21 protein-coding genes are annotated in these 20,565 nt (G+C 58.0%); 11 read left to right on the forward strand and 10 right to left on the reverse strand.

The annotated features are described in order from the left end of the window. Window positions 1-3: 3 nt before the first annotated feature. Both GQ39_RS29865 and GQ39_RS29870 read right to left on the reverse strand, forming a co-directional pair. Entirely contained in the window at window positions 4-513 is a 510-nt protein-coding gene (locus GQ39_RS29865; RefSeq protein WP_047537897.1) for a DUF2165 domain-containing protein, read from the reverse strand. Window positions 514-680: 167 nt separating this feature from the next. Continuing rightward, window positions 681-1,655 (reverse strand): 2-hydroxyacid dehydrogenase, encoded by a 975-nt coding sequence (locus GQ39_RS29870; RefSeq protein ID WP_047537900.1) that lies wholly within the window; start codon window positions 1,653-1,655, stop codon window positions 681-683. A 200-nt stretch (window positions 1,656-1,855) separates the two neighbouring features. Here GQ39_RS29870 and GQ39_RS29875 point away from each other — a divergent pair, with 200 nt between their 5' ends. Next, entirely contained in the window at window positions 1,856-2,113 is a 258-nt protein-coding gene (locus GQ39_RS29875; protein WP_047537903.1) for a hypothetical protein, read from the forward strand. A 113-nt stretch (window positions 2,114-2,226) separates the two neighbouring features. Here the strand turns inward: GQ39_RS29875 and GQ39_RS29880 are convergent, their stop codons facing one another. From GQ39_RS29880 to norR, 5 genes are all read right to left on the reverse strand, one after another. Next, window positions 2,227-2,976, reverse strand: coding sequence for a YkgJ family cysteine cluster protein (locus GQ39_RS29880; protein WP_047537906.1), 750 nt, complete (start codon window positions 2,974-2,976; stop codon window positions 2,227-2,229). Window positions 2,977-3,054: 78 nt separating this feature from the next. After that, complete coding sequence (locus GQ39_RS29885; RefSeq protein WP_047537910.1) at window positions 3,055-3,381, reverse strand: hypothetical protein; 327 nt, start codon at window positions 3,379-3,381, stop codon at window positions 3,055-3,057. 58 nt (window positions 3,382-3,439) lie between these two features. After that, window positions 3,440-3,898, reverse strand: a complete 459-nt coding sequence (locus GQ39_RS29890) for a GNAT family N-acetyltransferase (RefSeq protein ID WP_047537913.1) — start codon at window positions 3,896-3,898, stop codon at window positions 3,440-3,442. A gap of 27 nt (window positions 3,899-3,925) precedes the next feature. Further along, complete coding sequence (locus GQ39_RS29895; protein ID WP_047537916.1) at window positions 3,926-4,828, reverse strand: chemotaxis protein CheV; 903 nt, start codon at window positions 4,826-4,828, stop codon at window positions 3,926-3,928. Window positions 4,829-5,102: 274 nt separating this feature from the next. Beyond that, complete coding sequence (norR, locus tag GQ39_RS29900) at window positions 5,103-6,653, reverse strand: nitric oxide reductase transcriptional regulator NorR (protein WP_047537919.1); 1,551 nt, start codon at window positions 6,651-6,653, stop codon at window positions 5,103-5,105. Window positions 6,654-6,809: 156 nt separating this feature from the next. Here norR and hmpA point away from each other — a divergent pair, with 156 nt between their 5' ends. The 7 genes from hmpA (at window position 6,810) to cyoE (ending at window position 14,428) form a co-directional block, all read left to right on the forward strand. Then, complete coding sequence (gene hmpA, locus GQ39_RS29905; RefSeq protein WP_047537922.1) at window positions 6,810-7,991, forward strand: NO-inducible flavohemoprotein; 1,182 nt, start codon at window positions 6,810-6,812, stop codon at window positions 7,989-7,991. Between the two features lie 270 nt (window positions 7,992-8,261). After that, a complete protein-coding gene (locus GQ39_RS29910; protein ID WP_047537924.1) occupies window positions 8,262-8,771 on the forward strand; it encodes a disulfide bond formation protein B in 510 nt (169 codons plus the stop codon). Between the two features lie 819 nt (window positions 8,772-9,590). Then, window positions 9,591-10,526: a ubiquinol oxidase subunit II gene (cyoA, locus tag GQ39_RS29920; RefSeq protein WP_047537929.1), complete on the forward strand. Its 936-nt coding sequence runs from the start codon at window positions 9,591-9,593 to the stop codon at window positions 10,524-10,526. Between the two features lie 3 nt (window positions 10,527-10,529). Further along, window positions 10,530-12,560, forward strand: a complete 2,031-nt coding sequence (cyoB, locus tag GQ39_RS29925; protein ID WP_047537932.1) for a cytochrome o ubiquinol oxidase subunit I — start codon at window positions 10,530-10,532, stop codon at window positions 12,558-12,560. 3 nt (window positions 12,561-12,563) lie between these two features. Beyond that, window positions 12,564-13,187: a cytochrome o ubiquinol oxidase subunit III gene (locus GQ39_RS29930; protein WP_047537935.1), complete on the forward strand. Its 624-nt coding sequence runs from the start codon at window positions 12,564-12,566 to the stop codon at window positions 13,185-13,187. Beyond that, window positions 13,188-13,529: a cytochrome o ubiquinol oxidase subunit IV gene (gene cyoD / locus GQ39_RS29935; protein ID WP_047537937.1), complete on the forward strand. Its 342-nt coding sequence runs from the start codon at window positions 13,188-13,190 to the stop codon at window positions 13,527-13,529. 11 nt (window positions 13,530-13,540) lie between these two features. Then, window positions 13,541-14,428, forward strand: coding sequence for a heme o synthase (gene cyoE, locus GQ39_RS29940; protein ID WP_047537940.1), 888 nt, complete (start codon window positions 13,541-13,543; stop codon window positions 14,426-14,428). An 85-nt stretch (window positions 14,429-14,513) separates the two neighbouring features. Here the strand turns inward: cyoE and GQ39_RS29945 are convergent, their stop codons facing one another. Next, window positions 14,514-15,197 carry a hypothetical protein gene (locus GQ39_RS29945; RefSeq protein ID WP_052193691.1) on the reverse strand — a complete coding sequence of 228 codons (684 nt, stop codon included), beginning with the start codon at window positions 15,195-15,197 and terminating at the stop codon, window positions 14,514-14,516. A 194-nt stretch (window positions 15,198-15,391) separates the two neighbouring features. Between GQ39_RS29945 and GQ39_RS29950 the strand changes: the two genes are divergently transcribed. Beyond that, window positions 15,392-15,583, forward strand: coding sequence for a hypothetical protein (locus tag GQ39_RS29950; RefSeq protein WP_047537942.1), 192 nt, complete (start codon window positions 15,392-15,394; stop codon window positions 15,581-15,583). A 115-nt stretch (window positions 15,584-15,698) separates the two neighbouring features. Further along, window positions 15,699-17,174 carry a Fic family protein gene (locus tag GQ39_RS29955; protein ID WP_052193693.1) on the forward strand — a complete coding sequence of 492 codons (1,476 nt, stop codon included), beginning with the start codon at window positions 15,699-15,701 and terminating at the stop codon, window positions 17,172-17,174. Between the two features lie 80 nt (window positions 17,175-17,254). Here GQ39_RS29955 and GQ39_RS29960 read toward each other — a convergent pair whose 3' ends face one another. Next, window positions 17,255-17,533 carry a DUF3077 domain-containing protein gene (locus GQ39_RS29960; protein WP_047537945.1) on the reverse strand — a complete coding sequence of 93 codons (279 nt, stop codon included), beginning with the start codon at window positions 17,531-17,533 and terminating at the stop codon, window positions 17,255-17,257. A 329-nt stretch (window positions 17,534-17,862) separates the two neighbouring features. Next, on the reverse strand, window positions 17,863-19,281 hold the full coding sequence (locus GQ39_RS29965) for an aminotransferase-like domain-containing protein (protein ID WP_047537948.1): 1,419 nt from the start codon (window positions 19,279-19,281) through the stop codon (window positions 17,863-17,865). A 150-nt stretch (window positions 19,282-19,431) separates the two neighbouring features. Here GQ39_RS29965 and GQ39_RS29970 point away from each other — a divergent pair, with 150 nt between their 5' ends. Continuing rightward, window positions 19,432-20,532: a hypothetical protein gene (locus GQ39_RS29970; RefSeq protein WP_047537951.1), complete on the forward strand. Its 1,101-nt coding sequence runs from the start codon at window positions 19,432-19,434 to the stop codon at window positions 20,530-20,532. Window positions 20,533-20,565 lie beyond the last annotated feature (33 nt).

Below are 20,565 nucleotides of genomic sequence, written 5' to 3' on the forward strand. Positions count from 1 at the left end.
TTTTCAACGCTCGATCCTGATCGCCACGTACAGCAGCGATGGCAACATGAAGTCGACAATGTGCTGGGCCCAGTCTTTGTAGTTCCAGTGTTGCGATTGGTCCATATTGAACCACTCGGCACCAATGACTTGGAAACAGAGGTAATAAAGAAAGAGTGCAATCAATAAGCCGATAATGGCGAACTTCTTCGCTTCGTGGAATTTCTTGCTGCTGGAGTTGATGTTCTTGTACAGATAGTACGTGCCCATGATGCAGAAGGTCGTGTACATGACTTCAAGGGTAATGATCAGCCAGTAAATCCGATGCTGGAGAATGGGCGAGGCAATCGCTCGTTCGCTGTACCTGAAACTCGCATGGGTGGTGTCCATGCTCAGGATATGCGACAGGTACTCATAGTTGGTGGCGTAATCGGTAATGTTGCTGTACATCACCAGCAAACCGAAGAAACTGACGAATAACATCAGTGTGGCTTTACTGAATTTTATAACCTGGTTGGTCGTGATTTGGCTCAAGGTGTATGTGCTCCATAACTAAAATATCGGGTGTTTTTTTAGTCTGGAGTTTATACGGCGGATTATTTAATTGGCCGTGAACTGAATTGCAGGATATGTATCGGTAAGTTGAATCTCCGGGCATTAGTGTGAACGGGCAGGCGACTGTAACGCCTGCCCGTTTTTAATCAGCCTTTCCAGACTTGCGGGTTGACCAGATCTTGCGGTCGCTCACCCAACAAGGCGCTGCGCAGGTTGACCAGGGCACGATTGGCCATGGCTTCGCGGGTTTCGTGGGTCGCCGAGCCAATGTGCGGAAGCGTCACGGCGTTTTTCAGCTGAAACAGTGGCGACTCGGCCAGCGGCTCCTTTTCGTACACGTCCAGCCCGGCGCCGCGAATCCGGTTGTTCTGCAAGGCTTCGATCAGTGCCGGTTCGTCGACCACCGGGCCGCGAGCGATGTTCACCAGAATCGCGCTCGGCTTCATCAGCGCCAGTTCGCGATGGCTGATCAGGTGTTTGGTTTTCTCGCTGAGTGGTACCACCAGGCAGACGAAATCGGCTTCGGCCAACAGTTCATCCAGGCTGCGCATCTGTGCGCCGAGCTCTTGTTCCAGCGCGGTCTTGCGGCTGTTACCGCTGTAGAGGATCGGCATGTTGAAACCGAAGCGCCCACGGCGAGCGATGGCCGCGCCGATGTTGCCCATGCCGACGATACCCAGGGTCTTGCCATGCACATCGCAACCGAACAACGCCGTACCGACGCTCGCCTGCCATTGGCCGGCCTTGGTCCAGGCGTCGAGTTCAGCCACACGCCGGGCACTGCTCATCAGCAGGGCGAACGCCAGATCAGCGGTGCTTTCTGTGAGCACGTCCGGGGTGTTGGTGAGCATGATCCCGCGCTCACTGAGGTACGCGACATCATAGTTGTCGTAGCCCACCGACACGCTGGACACCACCTCCAGTTTCGCGGCGTTCTCCAGTTGGGCGCGACCGAGTTTGCGGCCGACGCCGATCAGGCCATGGGCATGGGGCAGGGCTTCATTGAACTGGGCGTTGATGTCGCCATTTTTCGGATTCGGCACGATGACGTCGAAGTCTTGTTGCAGGCGTTCGACCATTTCAGGCGTGACGCGGCTGAAGGCGAGGACGGTCTTTTTCATGGGGCGGGGCTCGTCAGGGCGGCGGAGAATGCTTAGCAAGCTACAAGTATCAAGTGGCAAGCTGCAAGCCTAAAAGCCGTACCCATCGCTTTTTAACTTGAGGCTCACCGCTTGAAGCTTGTGGCTGCCGTTCCGCTATACTGCCGCCTTTCGTGGCTCGCTGACCGGGCCCGACACTTTACGCATCACCCGGAGCTTTCATGACTTCCCCGAAACAACCGCCGGTCGCCGACACCTTGAGCGACGAGCAGGCAGAGCTGCCAGACAGCGTCGACTCCAGCGCCGACAGCGAAACCAAAGCCGCCATCCCGGCGTTCAAGTTCCCGTTCAAGCCAGGAGAATTGGCCGGCGCCAAGAACGCCAGCCAGCCGTGGTACAAGAACGGCGCCAAGAATGGCCACACCAAGACGCCGGGCATGGCGCCGCCAGGGACCCGGCGTTCGATGGGCAAGCGCTAGGTTCCAGGCTTTGCGGTGTCAGGCCTGCCTTTGCTCCCACAATTGGAATGCATTCCCCTGTGGGAGCGAGCTTGCTTGCAATGACGCCCTCACAGGCGACACATTTTTTAGACTCAAGCCACCCGCAACGAAATAAACGAGTAGTTCGCCGGCGCCTGCGTTGCCACTTGCCCACCGGCATCCGTGACCTGCCTGGCGATATCTTCACCGGACACATGGAACAGCCATTCGCTGTCCCACTGCGGCAACGTCTGCCCGGCCAAGTCGTCGAGGATCGAGGCAAACTCGTTCATGTCCGGCAGATAAGCGGTAAATCCATCCCCCTTCAGTGCCGTCGTGCGAATGCCTAATAACGCGCAAATCGCGTCCTTCATCTGAATATCATCGCGATCCGCCTGGCGGGAACGCTCAATCAGTACCCGGAGCTCGCGGTCCACCAACTCACCGCCAACGATCAGGTCCGGCCCTTTTTCCCATGACTCGGACGGGCACTCCTTGATGGCCGGGTTGAGTGCGATGTGCGGATTGATTTCCATCGGATAAATGCGGCACACCAATGGCCGGCGCTCGTAGATGCGGCAGAGGTTGTCCTCGTCAAGATTCCGGCAGGGGCCGACGTTGTAGGCAGCAAAGGTGATGGCGACGTACGCCGCGGATTCGCCGCTGTGAACCACTGCCGAGCGGCGCTCAGCGTGGTCGCGTTGCTGCGCCGGCAGGCCCAGACCGTTGCCCAGGAACGCCTCCACCAGCACGATCACCTGCCCGCCATCGGCCGCCCACATCCGGGCTTCGGGCAGGGTCAGGGGCACATGGTGATCGTTGCAGCATTTGCCACAGCCTACGCAGGAAAACGTCGTATTCATTGAGCGCTCAGTCGCGTCGAGGGAAGAGGCGACAGGATGTCACCGTGAAGTCTGCTGCCGAAGCAAGTTATGCGCCATTCACTGTGCCTTGACGGCGGGGTAAATCGAGTCCCATTCGGTGACATACGCGGTTTTGCTTTTTTTGTTGTAGAGACACAGCTCGGTGCCTTGCGCGCCTTTCATGTGTTTTTGCGGGTACTGACCTTGAAGCAGGAGCGCGGTGTAGCCGACGCGGTCGTCGAACTGGGCGGCATTGCCCACGGGGTTGGCATTCTTCAGGCCACTGGCCTTGGTGCAACTGGCCAGGACGGTTTTGTCGTAAGCGGCCCACGCGTCGGGACTTGAAGCCTGGGCCTGGGTGGCGAGGGCGGTGAGGCAGAGTAAGGTCAGGGTGGCGGCTTGCATGGTCCGGAAATCCTTTTGGAGGGCGAAGGACCGGATTATGCCTGAAGGAGGGTGTTCGTCAGGCTGGAACCGGTTCCCGGCGAACCACATACATCCCGACGCTTTCATACAACCGCTGCGCGCGCAGGTTGACTTCCAGCACCTTCAAATCCACAAAACCTTCGCGGCGTTGCTGGAATACCTTGAACGCGTGCAGCAGCAAAGCGCGGCCCAGACCTCGCCGTTGAGCCCGTGGATGCACCACCAGGTCTTTGATGTAGGCGCTGGTCCAGCACTGGCACACGGCAACCACACCTTCGGCATCCAGGGCAATGAAACACAGGTCGGGATCGTATTCGGGGTCGGTTTCAAATTGCCGTTGCCAGCACTCCAGCGCCGGTACGCCCCCACCGCCCTCGCGGTAACCCAGTGTCATTAACTGATGGGCGGTGTCGGCAAGTTCAGGGCGGTAGCGGGTCAATTGAAGATCGCCTGGCCAAGGGATGGCCGGCACAGCCTCGGCGAGGTTGCGCCGCATCAACAAGCAAAAGTCCTCGGCCAAGACTCAATGACCCTGTTCAGCCACAGCCTTGGCTGCCGTGATCAGGCACTGGGTCAGTTCGGGCGAGGAGAACTTGGTCAGCACCGCGTTGGCACCGGCCTGACGAGCCTTTTCACTGTTCATCGCGCTGTCCAGCGAGGTATGCAGCAGCACATAGAGGTGCGCAAAATCCGGCGTTTCGCGCAGGGTTCGGGTGAAGGCGTAGCCGTCCATTTCAGACATTTCGATGTCCGAGACAATCAGATTGATCTGCTGGGCGGTGCCTTGTAAATCCAGCAGGCAGTCGATGGCTTCCTTGGCGCTGCGCGCCGTATGGCATTGCAGGCCAAGATTACGCAGCGTGTGCACCGATTGCTGCAAGGCCACCTGACTGTCATCGACCACCAGAATCCGTGCGTTGCCCAACAGCTCGGCGTCTTCCATGCTCAGTTCGGTCGGTGCCGTTTCGATCTGCGCCGGGGCGATGCCGTGGATGACTTTTTCGATGTCCAGTACCTGCACCAGGGTGCCATCGACCGAGGTCACGCCGGTGATGTACGAGCGCACCCCGCCAGACCCGAAGGGCGGCGGACGGATATCGGTGGTCAGGCAGTGAACGATCTTGCTCACCGCCTGGACGTGCAGGCCCTGCTTGGAGCGGCTGACGTCGGTGACGATCAGGCAGCCGCCATTCGGGTCTTCCAGCGGACGTTCGCCGATGGCGCGGCTCAGGTCGATCACTGACAGCGACGCACCACGCAGCGTGGCAATGCCTTTGACGTGGGGGTGCGACTCCGGCAGCTTGGTCAGCGGCGGGCAGGGGATGATTTCACTGACTTTGAGCAGGTTGATTGCCATCAACTTGCCGCTGCGCAAGGTAAACAGCAGAAGCGACAGTGAATCTGCACGGGCTTTGATGGAAGACATATGTACCTTCTTGGGAAAAAGGTGATGGGCTATCGCGAGGATCGCCAATAACTTCGATGCCGGGTTATCGACTTGTTGGGGGCAGGCTTTAGGGCCAATACCCATCCATTGGTTTTAGCACGACTCCTGTGGCGAGGGGCTTGCCCCCGTTGAGTCGCGAAGCGGCCCCTGCTTTTTACCCGCCAATCCGAATCGTCAGGATTTACGACCGCTTTGCGGCCGAACGGGGCAAGCTCTCTCGCCACAGGTGTGTGATTCGGGCACAAGTTCGGCGTCACTTCATGCCGAGCCTCTTGGCCATCCGCCCAAGATTCGCCCGATCCAGGCCCAGCTCACGCGCCGCACTCGCCCAGTTGTTGTGATGCCGCTCCAGGCACGCGCCGATCAACTGGCGCTGATAGTTTTCAGTGGCTTCGCGCAAATCCCCCGTGAGCAAAGCCATGGCGGCGGGGGCCGGTTGCTCGGAGGGTGCTTGCGCATTGGCATTGGGCAGGTCCAGGTCCGCCGCGCTCAAGCTGAGAATCTTTGGCCGTTCCTTGCAGTTACCCAAGGCTTTCAGGGCGCTGCGGCCGATCAAGTGTTCCAGCTCCCGCACGTTGCCCGGCCAGTCGTAAGCCAGCAGGGCAGCCTGGGCATCGGTGCTCAGGCGCAGGCTGTTGAGTCCCATGCGCGAGCGGTTTTGCTCCAGGAAGTAGCCGCTGAGCAGCAGCACATCCCGCCCGCGATCACGCAGTGCCGGTACTAATAGTGGGTAAACGCTGAGGCGGTGATAGAAGTCGGCGCGGTAACGGCCGCTGCGCACTTCTTCGGCCAGGTCGCGGTTGGTCGCCGCGATCAGCCGCACGTCGACCTGATGCTCGGTATCCGAACCCAGTCGCTGCAATTGACCGCTTTGCAGCACTCGCAGCAATTTGGCCTGTACGGTCAGGGACAGCTCGCCGACTTCATCGAGAAACAACGTGCCGCCATTGGCCAGTTCAAACTTGCCGCGCCGATCATTCATCGCCCCGGTAAAGGCGCCGCGCACGTGGCCAAACAGTTCGCTCTCCACCAGTGTGTCCGGCAGTGCGGCGCAATTGAGGCTGATGATCGGTTTGTCGGCCCGGGTCGAAGCGGCGTGAATGGCCTGGGCCACCAGTTCCTTGCCGACCCCGGTTTCTCCGGTGATCAGCACGGTCAGGTCGCTGCCGCCCACCAGGTTGATTTCTTCCACCAGGCGCTTGTGCGCCTTGCTCTGGCCGATCATTTCACGGCTCTGCTGACCGCTGGCCTGACGGTACACCTCGGCGCGCTGGTGTTCGTCCTCGACGCGATTGTTCAGGCGCTCAATGCGTTCGGCGGCATTGACCGTAGCGGCGGCGAGGCTGGCGAAGGCTTCCAGCGAATCGAGTTCGATCGGTTGAAACTGTTCCGGATCGAGGGCGTCGAGGGTCAGCAGCCCCCATGGACGCTCATCGATAAACAGCGGACAGCCCATGCAGTCATGGACTTCCAGATGATCATCCAGACCCTCGACCAAACCGTCATATGGGTCGGGCAGGTCGCTGTCGGCGGCGAAGCGGGTCGGCCCGGAACTGCTGAGCAAGGCTTCGAAGCGCGGGTGTTCACTGACCTTGAAGCGGCGGCCGAGGGTGTCGGTACTCAAGCCATCGACGGCCAGCGGCACCAGCCATTCGCCGTCGAGGCGCAGCAGGGCGGCCGCATCGCAAGGGAGCAGGGCGCGCATGGCTTCCAGCAAGCGCCGATAGCGCTCGCCTTCGGGCAGTTCGCGGGACAGGTCCGAGACCAGTGGCAGCAGGGCGGTTAGCAGGGATTTTGCAGTCATAGTGACTCCATGTAGTCAGTGTGACTATAAGGCAAGCTGTGTCGATATGACTATCTTGTCTATAACTTATTGATTGTTAACAATATAAATATTGGCATGGAAACTGATAAGTACAGGGCAAACGTTGAGAAAACCTCGTTGCCCTGGAGTCACTTTATGCTTAGCGCCCAAGACCGTGCCATCGTCAAATCCACCGTACCGTTGCTGGAAAGCGGCGGCGAAGCCTTGATCACCCACTTCTACCGCATGATGCTCTCCGAGTATCCGCAAGTGCGCCCGCTGTTCAACCAGGCTCACCAGGCCAGCGGTGACCAGCCGCGCGCCCTGGCTAATGGCGTACTGATGTATGCGCGCCATATCGACCAACTCGACCAGTTGGGCGACCTGGTGGCCAAGATCATCAACAAGCACGTGGCCCTGCAAATTCTGCCGGAGCACTACCCGATTGTCGGTACCTGCCTGTTGCGCGCAATCGCCGAAGTCCTGGGCGAAGAAATCGCGACTCCGGAAGTGATCGCGGCTTGGGGCGCGGCTTACGGTCAACTCGCGGACATCCTGATCGGTGCCGAAACCAGCATCTACGATCAGAAGGAGCAGGCACCGGGCGGCTGGCGCGGGGCGCGGGAATTCATCGTGGCGGCCAAAGTTGAAGAAAGCGCGGAAATCACCTCATTCTACTTCGAACCTGCAGATAAAGGCCCGATTCTGGCAGCAGAGCCAGGCCAGTACATCGGCATGAAACTGATCCTCGATGGCGAAGAGATTCGTCGTAACTATTCACTGTCGGCCCTGGCGAACAAAGGCCAGTACCGCATCAGCGTCAAGCGGGAAACCGGCGGTCGTGCCTCCAACCATCTGCACGATCAATTGCACGTCGGGTCGAGCATCCAGTTGTTCCCGCCATCGGGCGAGTTCACCCTGACCGCCAGCGAAAAACCCCTGGTGCTGATCAGCGGCGGCGTCGGCATCACCCCGACCCTGGCGATGCTCGAAGCGGCGCTGGAAACCGAACGGCCAGTGCACTTCATCCACTGCGCCCGCAATGGCAGCGTTCACGCCTTCCGCGACTGGATCGACGGTCTGGCGGAGCGTCACCCGCAACTCAAGCGCTTCTATTGCTACGACGAAGATGACGGCGTCAGCGCGGCGGCACACAAGGTCGGGTTGTTGAGCCAGGAGCAACTGGGCGAATGGCTGCCGGCAGAGCGCGATGTGGACGCTTACTTCCTGGGCCCTAAAGGCTTCATGGTGGCCATCAAACGGCACCTCAAGGCCTTGGGCGTGCCGGAGAAACAAAGCCGTTATGAGTTCTTCGGGCCGGCTGCGGCGCTGGAGTAAGTCCCAGGCGCGGTGAGCCAGCCTCACCGCGTCGCGTTCATCGCGGGCAAGCCGCGCTCCCACACGTTTGATGTCGTTCGCGCTTCTTGGGATCGACAGGAACCCTGTGGGAGCGCGGCTTGCCCGCGATGGCTGCACCTCGGTCCCGAATGGAAAAAAGACCGAAAGTTAATCCCTTCTTAACCCGCTTATCGTCTATTTCCCCGACATCCCCCGACACGCACCAGGCGTGTAGACTGGCGGGCAATCGATACCTTGAAGGGAAACGCGATGAGCGAGGAAACAATGCGGTTGGGCCGTGAGCGGCGCTTTCTGGTGTTGCTGGGCATTATCTGCCTGGCGTTGATCGGCGGCGCGCTGTACATGCAAATCGTACTGGGCGAGGCCCCTTGCCCGCTGTGCATCCTGCAACGTTATGCCTTGCTGCTGATCGCGCTGTTCGCCTTCATTGGCGCCGCGATGAGCACACGGCGCAGCATCACGCTATTTGAAACCCTGGTGGTGATCTGCGCGCTGGCAGGCGTCGGGGTGGCCGGGCATCACGTCTACACGCAGTTTTATCCGGCGGTGAGTTGCGGCATCGATGTGCTGCAACCGATCGTGGACGGTTTGCCGCTGGCGAAGATCTTCCCGCTGGGTTTCCAGGTGGATGGCTTCTGCTCTACGCCATACCCGCCGATCCTCGGGTTGTCCCTGGCGCAATGGGCGCTGGTGGCCTTCGTGCTGGTCGTCGTGCTGGTGCCGCTGCTCACGGTGCGAAACCGCAAAGCCCTGCGCTGAGGAACCTGAAAAAGCCCCGGTCCTCGATGAGAGGACCGGGGCTTTTTTTGTCTTGAGGAATGCGTTTCAGCGGCTCGGTGAAAAGAGCGTGATGCGTGGCAATGAAGGGTGTGACACGTGTGCGACATGTTGTCACATCAGGGGTGTCGCAGCGGCGCCCGGGACGGCGGATTGGTACGCCGTTACGCAAGGAAATTGGCCTGCTTTTTGGGGTGGCCATTTTGCCCGGATCCGGCTGGAGCAGGCAGTTTTAACAGGCTCTGGCAATTTGCCAGAGCCCTTGTCATATCGGGGTTTGGGGCAGGTCGGTGGCGCCTGGAGCTGCCCGGATACTGTCTGAATCGCGGGTGGTAGGCCTACAATTTTTGGTGTTTTTGTTGAGAATTAATTTCGATAAAATGCGCCACTTTTACGAAAACCGGTCAGTATTGTTGCCGGTTTGGATAAAAATTATTTCGGGATGAGACATGGTTTATAAAACGCTACATATCTACAATCGCCCGCACTGAATTCCCGACTCCGCTCGCCCTGACTCAGGAGCATGAGCAGAAACCGGGTGTCGAGAGGCCGGGTGGCTTCATGCGACCCCCTGGTGTCGGTGCCTCCAATTATCCGCACCAAATGGAATTGGTCTGTAACAAGGCCTTTGACCACGAATTCGAATAAGAACTCAACGCTAGCCCAGGATTTGTCGAAACGCGTCTGACGCACGACGGGCCAGCCCTTATTCAATCCAAGAAAAATGCCAACCCTTGGCAGGGTGAAGTGTTGGCGATCAAAACCCAACTGCATTGCGCAAGCAGCTTTAGAGGTCGTGAGATGAGTAAAAACAGGTACCCCAGATTACTAGGCCTAGTGCCGCTGCTCGGCACGTTGTTGCTGGGAGGCTGCAACATGACCTTGCTCAATCCAACGGGCCAGGTTGGCCTGGAGCAGCGAAACCTGATCATCACCGCAACGCTGCTGATGCTGTTGGTCGTGGTCCCGGTCATCGTGATGACGTTCCTGTTCGCCTGGAAATATCGCGCGTCCAACACTAACGCCACTTACACGCCGAAATGGAACCACTCCACCAAGATCGAGATCACGGTGTGGACTGTTCCGATTCTGATCATCCTTGCCCTGGGTTACATCACCTACAAAACGACCCACGAGCTGGATCCATACCGTCCGATTCAATCCGACGTGAAGCCGGTGACCATCGAAGTGGTCGCGCTGGACTGGAAGTGGCTGTTCATCTACCCGGAACAAGGCATTGCCACGGTCAACAAGATCGTGTTCCCGGCGCACACGCCAGTTAACTTCCGGATCACCTCCGACGCTGTGATGAACTCGTTCTTCATCCCGGGCCTGGGCGGCCAGATCTACGCGATGGCGGGCATGCAGACCAAGCTGCACCTGATCGCCGACCGCAACGCTGAAATGGAAGGCATCTCGGCCAACTACAGCGGTGCCGGTTTCACCGGTATGAAATTCAAGGCAATCGCCACGACACAGGAAGATTTCGACGCCTGGGTCAGCGAAGTCAAGAAGGCACCTAAACAGCTCGAACAAGCTGAATACGCTGCCCTTTCCAAGCCAAGCCAGAACAACCCAGTCGAGCTCTACTCCTCGGTCACGCCGAACCTGTTCCAGACCATCGTCGACAAGTACGAAGGCATGAAACCAGGTCCGAAACTGAACCACGAGAAGAAAGAGAAAGAAGTCGCCGCTACGGACATGAACTCGCATTCAGCTGCCGGGGCAGAGGAGTAAACGATGTTTGGTAAATTAAGTTGGGAAGCGGTCCCGTTCCACGAGCCGATCGTGATGGTGACCATCGCCATGATCGCGCTGGGTGGTCTGGCACTGTTCGCTGCAATCACCTACTTCAAGAAGTGGACCTACCTGTGGACCGAGTGGCTGACGTCGGTCGACCACAAGAAAATCGGCGTGATGTACATCATCGTCGCCATGGTCATGCTGCTGCGTGGCTTTGCCGACGCCATCATGATGCGTACCCAGTTGGCCATGGCCACCGAGGGTTCGCCTGGCTACCTGCCACCTGAACACTATGACCAGATCTTCACCGCTCACGGTGTGATCATGATCATCTTCATGGCGATGCCATTCTTCACCGGCCTGATGAACCTTGCAGTGCCGCTGCAGATCGGCGCGCGTGACGTTGCCTTCCCGTTCCTGAACTCCCTGAGCTTCTGGCTGCTGGTGTCCGGCGTTGTGCTGATCAACCTGTCCCTGGGCGTCGGCGAATTCGCCAAGACCGGTTGGGTTGCCTATCCGCCGCTGTCGGGCCTGCAATACAGCCCTGGCGTGGGGATGGATTACTACATCTGGGCGCTACAGCTATCGGGCCTGGGTACGACGCTGACGGGGGTCAACTTCCTGGCCACCGTGCTGAAAATGCGTACCCCTGGCATGAAACTGATGGACATGCCGATCTTCACCTGGACCTGCACCTGGGCCAACGTCCTGATCGTGGCTTCGTTCCCGATCCTGACCGCTACCCTGGCACTGCTGACGCTTGACCGTTACATGGATTTCCACATTTTCACCAATGAACTTGGTGGCAATCCGATGATGTACGTCAACCTGTTCTGGGCCTGGGGTCACCCTGAGGTGTACATCCTGATCCTGCCGGCATTCGGCATTTTCTCGGAAGTCATCTCCGCCTTCACCGGCAAGAAACTGTTCGGCCATCACTCGATGATCTACGCCTCGGGCGCGATCTCGGTACTGGGCTTCATGGTTTGGCTGCACCACTTCTTCACCATGGGCTCCGGGGCCAGCGTCAACGCCTTCTTCGGTCTGGCGACGATGCTGATTTCCATCCCGACGGGTGTGAAACTGTTCAACTGGCTGTTCACCATCTACCAAGGCCGTCTGCGCTTCACCAGCCAGGTGCTGTGGACCCTGGGCTTCATGGTGACCTTCGCCATCGGCGGCATGACCGGTGTACTGCTGGCCATCCCGGGTGCTGACTTCGTTCTGCACAACAGCCTGTTCGTGATCGCGCACTTCCACAACGTGATCATCGGCGGTGCGGTATTCGGTTACATCGCTGGTTTCGGCTTCTACTTCCCGAAAGCGTTCGGCTTCAAGCTGCACGAAGGTTGGGGCAAGGCAGCGTTCTGGTTCTGGATCAGCGGCTTCTTCGTCGCGTTCATGCCGCTCTACGCGCTGGGCTTCATGGGCATGACCCGTCGTCTGAACGCCACCACCAACCCTGAGTGGGTGCCGTACCTGTACGTCGCCATGTTCGGTGCGGTGATGATCGCGTTCGGTATCGCCTGCCAACTGATCCAGCTGTACGTCAGTGTGCGTGACCGCAACAAGCCAGAGAACAAGTGCGAGCACGGTGACCCTTGGAATGGCCACACTCTGGAATGGTCGACCTCGTCGCCACCTCCGTTCTACAACTTCGCTGTGCTGCCTAAGGCTGACTGCATCGACCCGTTCACCGAAGCCAAGGAAAACGGTACCGCGTACAAGGCTCCGGCCAAGTACGAACCGATCCACATGCCAAACAACACCGCCACCGGTGTGGTCATGGGCGCTCTGTTGACCGTGTTCGGCTTCGCCATGATCTGGCACATCTGGTGGCTGGCCATCGCCAGCTTCGCTGGCACCGTGATCTACTTCGCGATCCACGCGGCCCGTGATGATCAAGGCTATATGGTGCCGGTCGACGTGATCGAGCGCATCGAAGCCGAGCAGCACAAGCGTCTGGTAGCGGCAGGGAAAATCCCGGCCACGGCCACCCGTGTCGAAACCTCGTTGGAACAGGCTTAAACCATGTCGAATTTAGTGACCAATGTTGGACACGCCCATGGTGACCATGGGCACGATGACCACCACCACGACTCGGGCGAGATGACCGTATACGGTTTCTGGCTCTACCTGATGACCGACTGCATTCTGTTTGCGTCGATCTTCGCGGTGTACGCGGTTCTGGTAAATAACGTAGCCGGTGGCCCGTCGGGCCACGACATCTTCGAACTGCCTTACGTACTGGGCGAAACCGCTCTGCTGCTGTTCAGTTCGATCACCTACGGCTTCGCCATGCTGGCGTTCTTCCGTGGCAACAAGAAGCAGGTCCTGGGCTGGCTGGCCATGACCTTCCTGTTCGGTGCCGGCTTCATCGGCATGGAGATCAACGAGTTCCACATGTTGATCTCCGAGGGCTACGGCCCTAGCCGTTCCGGTTTCCTGTCCGGGTTCTTCACCCTGGTCGGCACCCACGGTCTGCACGTGACCAGCGGTCTGATCTGGATGGCGATCATGATGTACCAGGTCAACAAGCACGGCCTGACGGCGACCAACAAGACTCGCCTGAGCTGCCTGAGCCTGTTCTGGCACTTCCTGGACGTGGTGTGGATCTGCGTATTCACAGTTGTTTATCTGATGGGGACTATGTAAATGGCTAACGCAGCTCATTCTCACAATGGTCACGACGACGCCGGTCACGGCAGCGTCAAGTCCTACGTCATTGGCTTCGTCCTGTCGGTGATCCTGACCGCGATTCCATTCGGCCTGGTGATGTACCCGTCGCTGCCGAAGTCGATCACCCTGTGGATCGTACTGGCGTTCGCGATCATCCAGGTGCTGGTGCACCTGGTGTACTTCCTGCACCTGGACCGTTCGGCCGCGCAGCGTAACAACGTGATTGCGTTTGTTTTCGCCGCGATTGTGATCGTCCTGCTGGTTGGCCTGTCGCTGTGGATCATGTTCAGCATCCACACGTTCATGATGGCGAAGTGAGGTAAGTCCGGATGTCCTTTAAGCACTTTATCCAAATCACCAAACCGGGGATCATTTTCGGTAACGTGCTTTCTGTGGCAGGCGGATTTTTCCTGGCCTCCAAAGGGCATGTCGATCTGGCCATTTTCCTGGCCGCCATGATCGGCACGTCCCTGGTGGTCGCCTCCGGTTGCGTGTTCAACAACTGCATCGACCGCGACATCGACCTGAAGATGGAACGCACCAAGAACCGGGTGCTGGTCCAGGGCTTGATCTCCCTGAAACTGGCGCTGGTCTACGCGACCGTCCTGGGCGTCGCCGGCGTTGCGCTGTTGTACAAGGTGGCCAACCCGTTGGCCGCGCTGTTTGCGGTGATCGGTTTCGTCATCTACGTCGGCTTCTACAGCCTGTACCTCAAGCGCAAGTCGGTTCACGGCACGCTCGTGGGCAGCCTGTCGGGCGCCATGCCGCCGGTGATCGGTTACGTCGCGGTGAGCAACACCTTCGACATGGCCGCGCTGACCCTGCTGGTGATGTTCAGCCTGTGGCAGATGCCGCATTCCTACGCCATCGCGATCTTCCGCTTCAACGATTACCTGGCCGCCTCCATCCCGGTGCTGCCTGTGAAGCGCGGAATCGAAGTGGCCAAGAAGCACATCCTGATCTACATCCTGGCCTTCCTCGTGGCGACCTTGATGTTGACCTTCAGCGGTTACGCCGGCATGAGCTACCTCGCCGTCGCCGCGGCCATGGGCATGTACTGGCTGTACATGGCCTGGACCGGCTACAAGGCAGTGGATGACACGGTCTGGGCACGCAAGCTGTTCGTGTTCTCGATCTTCACCATTACCGCGTTGAGCGTGATGATGTCCCTGGACTTCAAAGTGCCGACCGAGCTGTTGCTGACGTACGCGCCGTAAGGTTTAGATGCTGGATTGAAAAGCCCCGCCTTCGAGAGAAGAGCGGGGCTTTTTGTTGGGTTCAACTAAGCGATTCTGAGGTGATTTAACATTTGGTCGACGGTAGGCCTGGCTTTTTTGCACAGGAAGGCTCTTTCAGAAATTGCTCCCCTAGCCAATCAGTCGGATCGCAGTGAATGCCTTGTTTGTGATTTTCCTGGATAAACCGGATGAAGCGCGCTGCCAGAGCTGCGGGAGTGAGGTAGCCTTCCTTCGCCGGACCTTGTGGCACTCGAGGCCGATACTCGGCGGGAATGCTCAAAGGGCATGATCCAAAATAGTAAAACAAATCAGCGATCAAGACGTACTGACCCAAAATGTCGTCTGCCAAGTGTTGCTGACAAGGCCTATCACTTGCCCAGTGATGTGGATTTATCAGTTGTTCGAAATGAGAGGGGGCAGTCGCTCCTGGTACCAAGGGACGGTAGATGTTGTCACCGACTCTTTCTATAGGATTCACTGAATTGACGTTCGGGATTTTGTTTTGAAAGCGTGAATCAGCGAAGTAACCGCGCATATGTAATTTCTCGCCAACACGCATCAAGTAGACGAGTCGCTCTTCACCTACAGGGTCATTGTTCAATTCAACTGAAGTGAAACCTGCTATCCACTGGCCCTTTTCCTTGGATTTCCTCATGTACGGTTTACAGGTAGCCAGCGTGAGCGTATGGCCGAACGGGTTCGGTGCAAACCCTGTGTCATGGGTCATCTTGTAGCTGAACAACTCCATCTACGTGTCCTCACTTTCTGTACCCGGCAGCGAAGGGTGTGGTTATTTCGGAAAACGGAGTATGGCATTTGGGAAACCTCCTAACGCCAGCACCTGCATTGCTCGGGTACGGTACCTCTTGATCAATTAATAGATCAGTAGGGGAGACGACATCGGCGATGTATGTGTCGTCGATTACATGAGAGTGGGGATAAGTGAGAAAACGTAACCTGTTTGAAGAGTTGATACAGGGCGTCGAAGAAATGAGAGCTCTACGCGAAGCCATGTTTATAAAGGGCCGCAATGCCGTGAAGGACGCGCGGACCGCTGACATGGGGACGCAAGAACTCAAGGTTGATGCGCTTTCAGCTGATGAGTATTTAAACTACGACTTAAGAAAAAATTGAGATAATCTTAAAAAATTAAGATTTTGTTGGCCGACTAAAGAAAAAATGTCCGGCTTGAGCAAAAGGAGGATCTGCGCGATGAGTATCAGCTGGATACGCTTGCTTACAGGATAAGTTGCAGCTTTCAGCCTTTCCTTTGCACCAGCCCGCCAGGGTGCAACCTGTTACAAGGATTGAGCGAATCGGTGACACATTGGCAGTTCCACCTGGAATTGCCCCGGCTTCAGACGATCTGCTGGGGCATGTGCTCTTTGCCTTGAAGCATGAAGGTATCAACCTCACCATTCTAGCCCAAGCTTTACCCCAGATTTCTGCACAAGCACTTGAGACGGAACTACAAAAAGCTCCGAACGGGATCTACATTCGCAAGGCTTGTTTACTCTACGAAGCGTTCACTGGTGAAGGCTTGACCCAGCACTCTCCAGTAAAGGGTAGCTTCATCCCCTTATTCGACCCCAAGCGGTATGTGACGATGCCAGGGGAACGCAACTCTCGTTGGCGTGTGGCGTTCAACGGTATTGGCACTTTGGCTTACTGCGCGACAGTTGAGCGGACGCCTCAAATCACAGCTCTTCTGGATCACGATATTCTTGCGCGCGCGCAGCAATTCATTCAGAACCTGCCATCTGGGATGATGGATCGAGCGATCAACTGGGCCTACCTGAACGAAACCCGAGACTCGTTCGCCATCGAGAAGGATTCGCCGAGCGAGGAGAAATCCCGACGTTTTATTCAATTGCTCAGACAGGCGCATGAGCGCATTCCATTAAGTGAGGATTACTTGGTGACCCTCCAGAACGCGACGATTTCCAATCCTTATGATATGGCTGCTGCGTTTCGCCACGAGCAGAACCACTTGGCGAATGGTCTGCAAGGTGCTGCCGGTGTGACATTTGTCCCGCCTGCACCTGAGCTGTGCCGAGAGCTAATGGACCAGCTTATGGCGTTGGGAAATGAAGCGACAAATCACATTGACCCACTAGTTGCCGCAGGAGTCATTTCATTCGGCTTCGTCTTCCTTCACCCATTCATGGATGGTAATGGTCGACTTTCTCGTTTTCTCATCCACCAGACTCTTTGCCGCGCAGGGGCTTTGGAAAACGGGTTTCTGCTTCCTGTCTCGGTTGCAATGAAACGCGAGGAGCGTATGTATCTAGAAGCCTTACAGGAATTCTCTCGCCCAGCCCGTGAGTTTTGGGACGTTCGTTGGATTGATCAGGGCAACTTGTCATTCAGCTTCACAGGGCATCCAGCGATCTATCGTTTCTGGGATGCTACGCCAGGTGTCCAATTCACTTTGGAAATGGCCAAGCGAGCGCTTGAAGTCGAGCTGCGTGAAGAGACCATCTTTCTTGAAAACTACGACAAGATTGTTAGGACAGTCGATGAGCGCTACGACGTCAGGGGCAGTGACTTGTCCAATTTGGTGATGATGTGCCTCGCGCAAAATGGCACTGTTTCGAAGCATCGCCGTAAGCAGTTCAAGCATTCGGTCCAGGAGGAAGTGTTTGATTACATCGAACAGGTCACGCAAGCCTTGCTCATAGAGCAGGATGAGGAAAAGCAACGAGTCGAAGCTGCTGGCGAGTAACAACGCGAGTAAGCATTATTCAGGCGCAATACGGTTATCCATAAAGCCCCGCATTCAAAAGAATCGCGGGGCTTTTTCATTTATGCGCGGTTGTTACACGGTGCATCGAGCACCTTCACCACGTCATCGATGATGGCCTTGCTCATGTCCTGCAAGAAGTGCGAGGCCCAGGCGTGTCGGTCGGAGTCGCGGACCATGGTGGCGTCTGAGGCGAGGAGTTTGGCGAGGTGGAGCAGGTCGGAGGCGTGGGTCAGGGCAGAAATGACCGGGACACCGGCGTTGATGCGGAACAAGGGTGCGTTGGCGTGGTAGGAGAAGGGTGTGAGGCCGATGGTTTTGAGGTCTTGTGGAATGGTCATTGGGCTTCACCTCCTGCTGGTTGGGAGGTGTTGGGTGCAAAAGCATAAATTTGGAACGGATAGCTGGCATGCATAAGGAAAACACCGAATGTGCCCATATCGAATTCGAGTTCTCAGGCCCGGTCGCTGAATTGGCAGCGACGGGCAAAGCTAGTCACTCAGGATGAGGTCGGCAATCGTGGCGATCTGCTGGCCGGGGATCTCATTGCACAGCGAAACCCCTGTGGGAGCGGGCTTGCCCGCGATGGCGGTGTGTCTGGCGACATTGATACTGGATGTGACGGCCTCTTCGCGGGCAAGCCCGCTCCCACAGGATCGAAGACAGTCAGTTATTTTTGCGGCCTGTCCAGCAACCGGAAAAACCGCTCCCGCACCTGCACGTGATCACTGTGCGCCACGTTGAATCGCAGAAACTGATTGGCATCCTGCGATTTGCTGAGCAAGGTTCCCGGTGCCAATACCAGGTCGATTTCCAGACCCTTTCTGGCCAGGCACTCGGCTTTGAATCCTTCTGGCAATCGGGTCCAGATGTACAACCCTTCCCCTGGTAGCGATGACACCGAACACCCGGCTTCGCCCAGCCACGCCGCCACCCGGCTGTTCGACTCATAGAGCCGGTCCACCGTGCGGCGCATGTGTTTGGCGTAGCTGCCGTCGCTGAGCATGGTGCAGATAATCTGCTCGGCCATTTCCGAGGTCATGCCACCGCAGGCCATTTTCAGCGTCACCATCCGCGCCGCCAGTTGCGGTGACAGTACGGCGAAGCTGACGCGGCTATTGGCGGTCAGGGTTTTGGAAAACCCGGAGACGTAAGAGACATTGTCCAGCCCGCTCGCGGCCAGGCGCGGCGTTCGGCGTTGCTGCATGTCGCAGTACAAATCGTCTTCGAGGATGTGGAAGTTGTAGCGATGGCTCAGTTCCACCAAGCGGTAAACCTGCGCCGAGGTGAACGAGTGCCCGGTCGGGTTGTGCAGGGCATTGTTGGTCATGTAGAGCACGGGACGATGGGTGATCAGCAATTGCTCGAACGCGTCCAGGTCCATGCCGTCGCACCCGCGGCGGATGGTGATGACCTTGGCGCCATGCCAGGCCAGATTGGTGTGCATCGTGAAGTAACACGGGTCGTCGAGCAGCACCGTGTCGCCGGGTTTGACCAGCAGGCGCATCAGCATGTCGATGGCTTGTACGGTGTTGGCGGTGGTGATGATCTGCTGCACCGGCGCTTCGATGCCCAAGGTCGACATCTTGACCCGCAAGGCCTGGCGCAGAGGCAGGTAACCGCTGGCGTTGCCGTATTCGCCCATGCGCAAGGTGGTCGCGCGAAGCGTTCCGCGCACGGCTTTGAGCAATTCTTCGGCAGGCAACCATGAGGACGGCAGAAAACCGGCCCCTGGGCGCAGCGCACCATTGTCCAGCAGCACGGCGCGGCGGACGACGCTGAGGGTGTCTTGCGGGAGCAGGTCCGGCCCGGCGTTGGCTGGCAGCGTAGTGCTGGAGCGGTGTACGTAATGCCCCGAACCCTGGCGGGAAACCACCAGGCCCTTGGCCCGCAAGCGGTCCAGGGCGTCGACCACCGTGGACTTGCCCACGTGCATCAAGTCGGAGAGTTCGCGAATCGGCGGCAGCCTGGAGCCGTGGGGCAGGCCGCCCTGGCTGATCGCCACCGTGAGTTGATCGACGATCTGCTGGACCAGCGGCACACCTGGCTGGAACTCGATAGCGGCGATCACTGCTCGCTGAGCCTGCATTTTACTGGTCTCTCCGGCAGTAAAGTTCGTTTGATTCTATACGAACTTGCTCTGATCAAGACAGGCATCTCTTTTTACTATCACTTTGGAAAGTTTTCGGATTATCGACCTGCTGCCAGTCGTTTCGTCGCCAGGTTCATGAGGTGCCGCATGAGTTTAGAAACAACCGCCGTCGTGGCGAAACCGGTGATCAACCTGCGGTTGTTCACCATTCGAATCATCACGGCCGTGGCGTTGTTCGCGGTGTTGGGCAAGGCCAACGTCTGGCTCGATACCGCCACCAACAGCATTCTGGCCCTGGGGTATCGGGCCTTGTTGTTGCTGCTGCCGTTGACGTTGCTGGTCCTCGGTCGCCGTTCCCTGAGTGTCACGCTGCTGTGCGCTGCCGCCGGCCTGGTGCTGTTGGCCGTCACCCACAACCAGGGCGTTGTCATGTTTGCCGCGGCGCTGTTTGCCTACGGCATCGCGATTGCCGGTTACCTGATCAAGAGCGAAGCGGCACAGACCAAGGAAGGCGCGGCCTACAACCGCGTTGCCATGAACATGGGCAGCCTGCTGGCAGGTCTGATCCTGCTGTCGCCGCTGTTGACCCCGGGCATGTTTTTCCTCGGCGCCGCCAGTTTCGTCCTGTTGTGCCTGCCCATCGCCATGGGCGCGACTTTCACCACCGAAGCTGCAGTGGCGCGCCCGGCCAGCAAGGACGGCAGCGGTTGGGCCAACAAACTGCCGTGGGTCATCGCCGGCGTCATCATGGGCATCAAGCTGTTTGGCGTGTTCTCGATCCTGCCGCAAGCGATCCTGCTCAAGACCGGCGAACTGCCGGCCTGGTACGGCCTGATGCTGATCCTCAACAGCGCCGTGGTGGTCTTCGCGCAAGTGCCGGTCATGAAACTGATCGAGCGCACCGGGCGCTTCAAGGTGCTGACAGTGATCGCCATCATCGTCGGCGGTTTTGCGGTGCTGTCTTCACCGGCGGCGTTCCACGTCGAAACCCTGGTCGGCGCGCTGGTCTGGGTGGCGCTGCTGTCCATCGCCGAGTGCGCGTTCAGTCACCTCGATTACTTCTCGGTCAAGCAGAACAACATGTTCGTCAAGGAAGTGTCCCTGGGCGTCGGCGCCGGGTTGACCGTGTTGATCATGCGGGTCATGCCGCCGCCCTATAACGCGCTGGTGCTGGCGGCCATCGGCGCTGGCGGGATTCTGGTCTGGTATTGGCTCAACCGTAAATCGATCGCGTCGCTGCATGACTGAGCCATCGCCGTTTCGGTTTTCATTTGGCAAGCC

This window comes from Pseudomonas sp. 11/12A (genome assembly GCF_000800055.1).
GTDB classification, from domain to species: Bacteria; Pseudomonadota; Gammaproteobacteria; order Pseudomonadales; family Pseudomonadaceae; genus Aquipseudomonas; species Aquipseudomonas mohnii.

Excerpts from the sequence above, each read along its gene's own strand:
- GQ39_RS29870 (WP_047537900.1), bottom strand. The coding sequence starts at position 1,655 with ATGAAAAAGACCGTCCTCGCCTTCAGCCGCGTCACGCCTGAAATGGTC.
- GQ39_RS29875 (WP_047537903.1), top strand. The coding sequence starts at position 1,856 with ATGACTTCCCCGAAACAACCGCCGGTCGCCGACACCTTGAGCGACGAG.
- GQ39_RS29880 (WP_047537906.1), bottom strand. The coding sequence starts at position 2,976 with ATGAATACGACGTTTTCCTGCGTAGGCTGTGGCAAATGCTGCAACGAT.
- GQ39_RS29885 (WP_047537910.1), bottom strand. The coding sequence starts at position 3,381 with ATGCAAGCCGCCACCCTGACCTTACTCTGCCTCACCGCCCTCGCCACC.
- GQ39_RS29890 (WP_047537913.1), bottom strand. The coding sequence starts at position 3,898 with ATGCGGCGCAACCTCGCCGAGGCTGTGCCGGCCATCCCTTGGCCAGGC.
- GQ39_RS29895 (WP_047537916.1), bottom strand. The coding sequence starts at position 4,828 with ATGTCTTCCATCAAAGCCCGTGCAGATTCACTGTCGCTTCTGCTGTTT.
- norR (WP_047537919.1), bottom strand. The coding sequence starts at position 6,653 with ATGACTGCAAAATCCCTGCTAACCGCCCTGCTGCCACTGGTCTCGGAC.
- hmpA (WP_047537922.1), top strand. The coding sequence starts at position 6,810 with ATGCTTAGCGCCCAAGACCGTGCCATCGTCAAATCCACCGTACCGTTG.
- GQ39_RS29910 (WP_047537924.1), top strand. The coding sequence starts at position 8,262 with ATGAGCGAGGAAACAATGCGGTTGGGCCGTGAGCGGCGCTTTCTGGTG.
- cyoA (WP_047537929.1), top strand. The coding sequence starts at position 9,591 with ATGAGTAAAAACAGGTACCCCAGATTACTAGGCCTAGTGCCGCTGCTC.
- cyoB (WP_047537932.1), top strand. The coding sequence starts at position 10,530 with ATGTTTGGTAAATTAAGTTGGGAAGCGGTCCCGTTCCACGAGCCGATC.
- GQ39_RS29930 (WP_047537935.1), top strand. The coding sequence starts at position 12,564 with ATGTCGAATTTAGTGACCAATGTTGGACACGCCCATGGTGACCATGGG.
- cyoD (WP_047537937.1), top strand. The coding sequence starts at position 13,188 with ATGGCTAACGCAGCTCATTCTCACAATGGTCACGACGACGCCGGTCAC.
- cyoE (WP_047537940.1), top strand. The coding sequence starts at position 13,541 with ATGTCCTTTAAGCACTTTATCCAAATCACCAAACCGGGGATCATTTTC.
- GQ39_RS29945 (WP_052193691.1), bottom strand. The coding sequence starts at position 15,197 with ATGGAGTTGTTCAGCTACAAGATGACCCATGACACAGGGTTTGCACCG.
- GQ39_RS29960 (WP_047537945.1), bottom strand. The coding sequence starts at position 17,533 with ATGACCATTCCACAAGACCTCAAAACCATCGGCCTCACACCCTTCTCC.
- GQ39_RS29965 (WP_047537948.1), bottom strand. The coding sequence starts at position 19,281 with ATGCAGGCTCAGCGAGCAGTGATCGCCGCTATCGAGTTCCAGCCAGGT.
- GQ39_RS29970 (WP_047537951.1), top strand. The coding sequence starts at position 19,432 with ATGAGTTTAGAAACAACCGCCGTCGTGGCGAAACCGGTGATCAACCTG.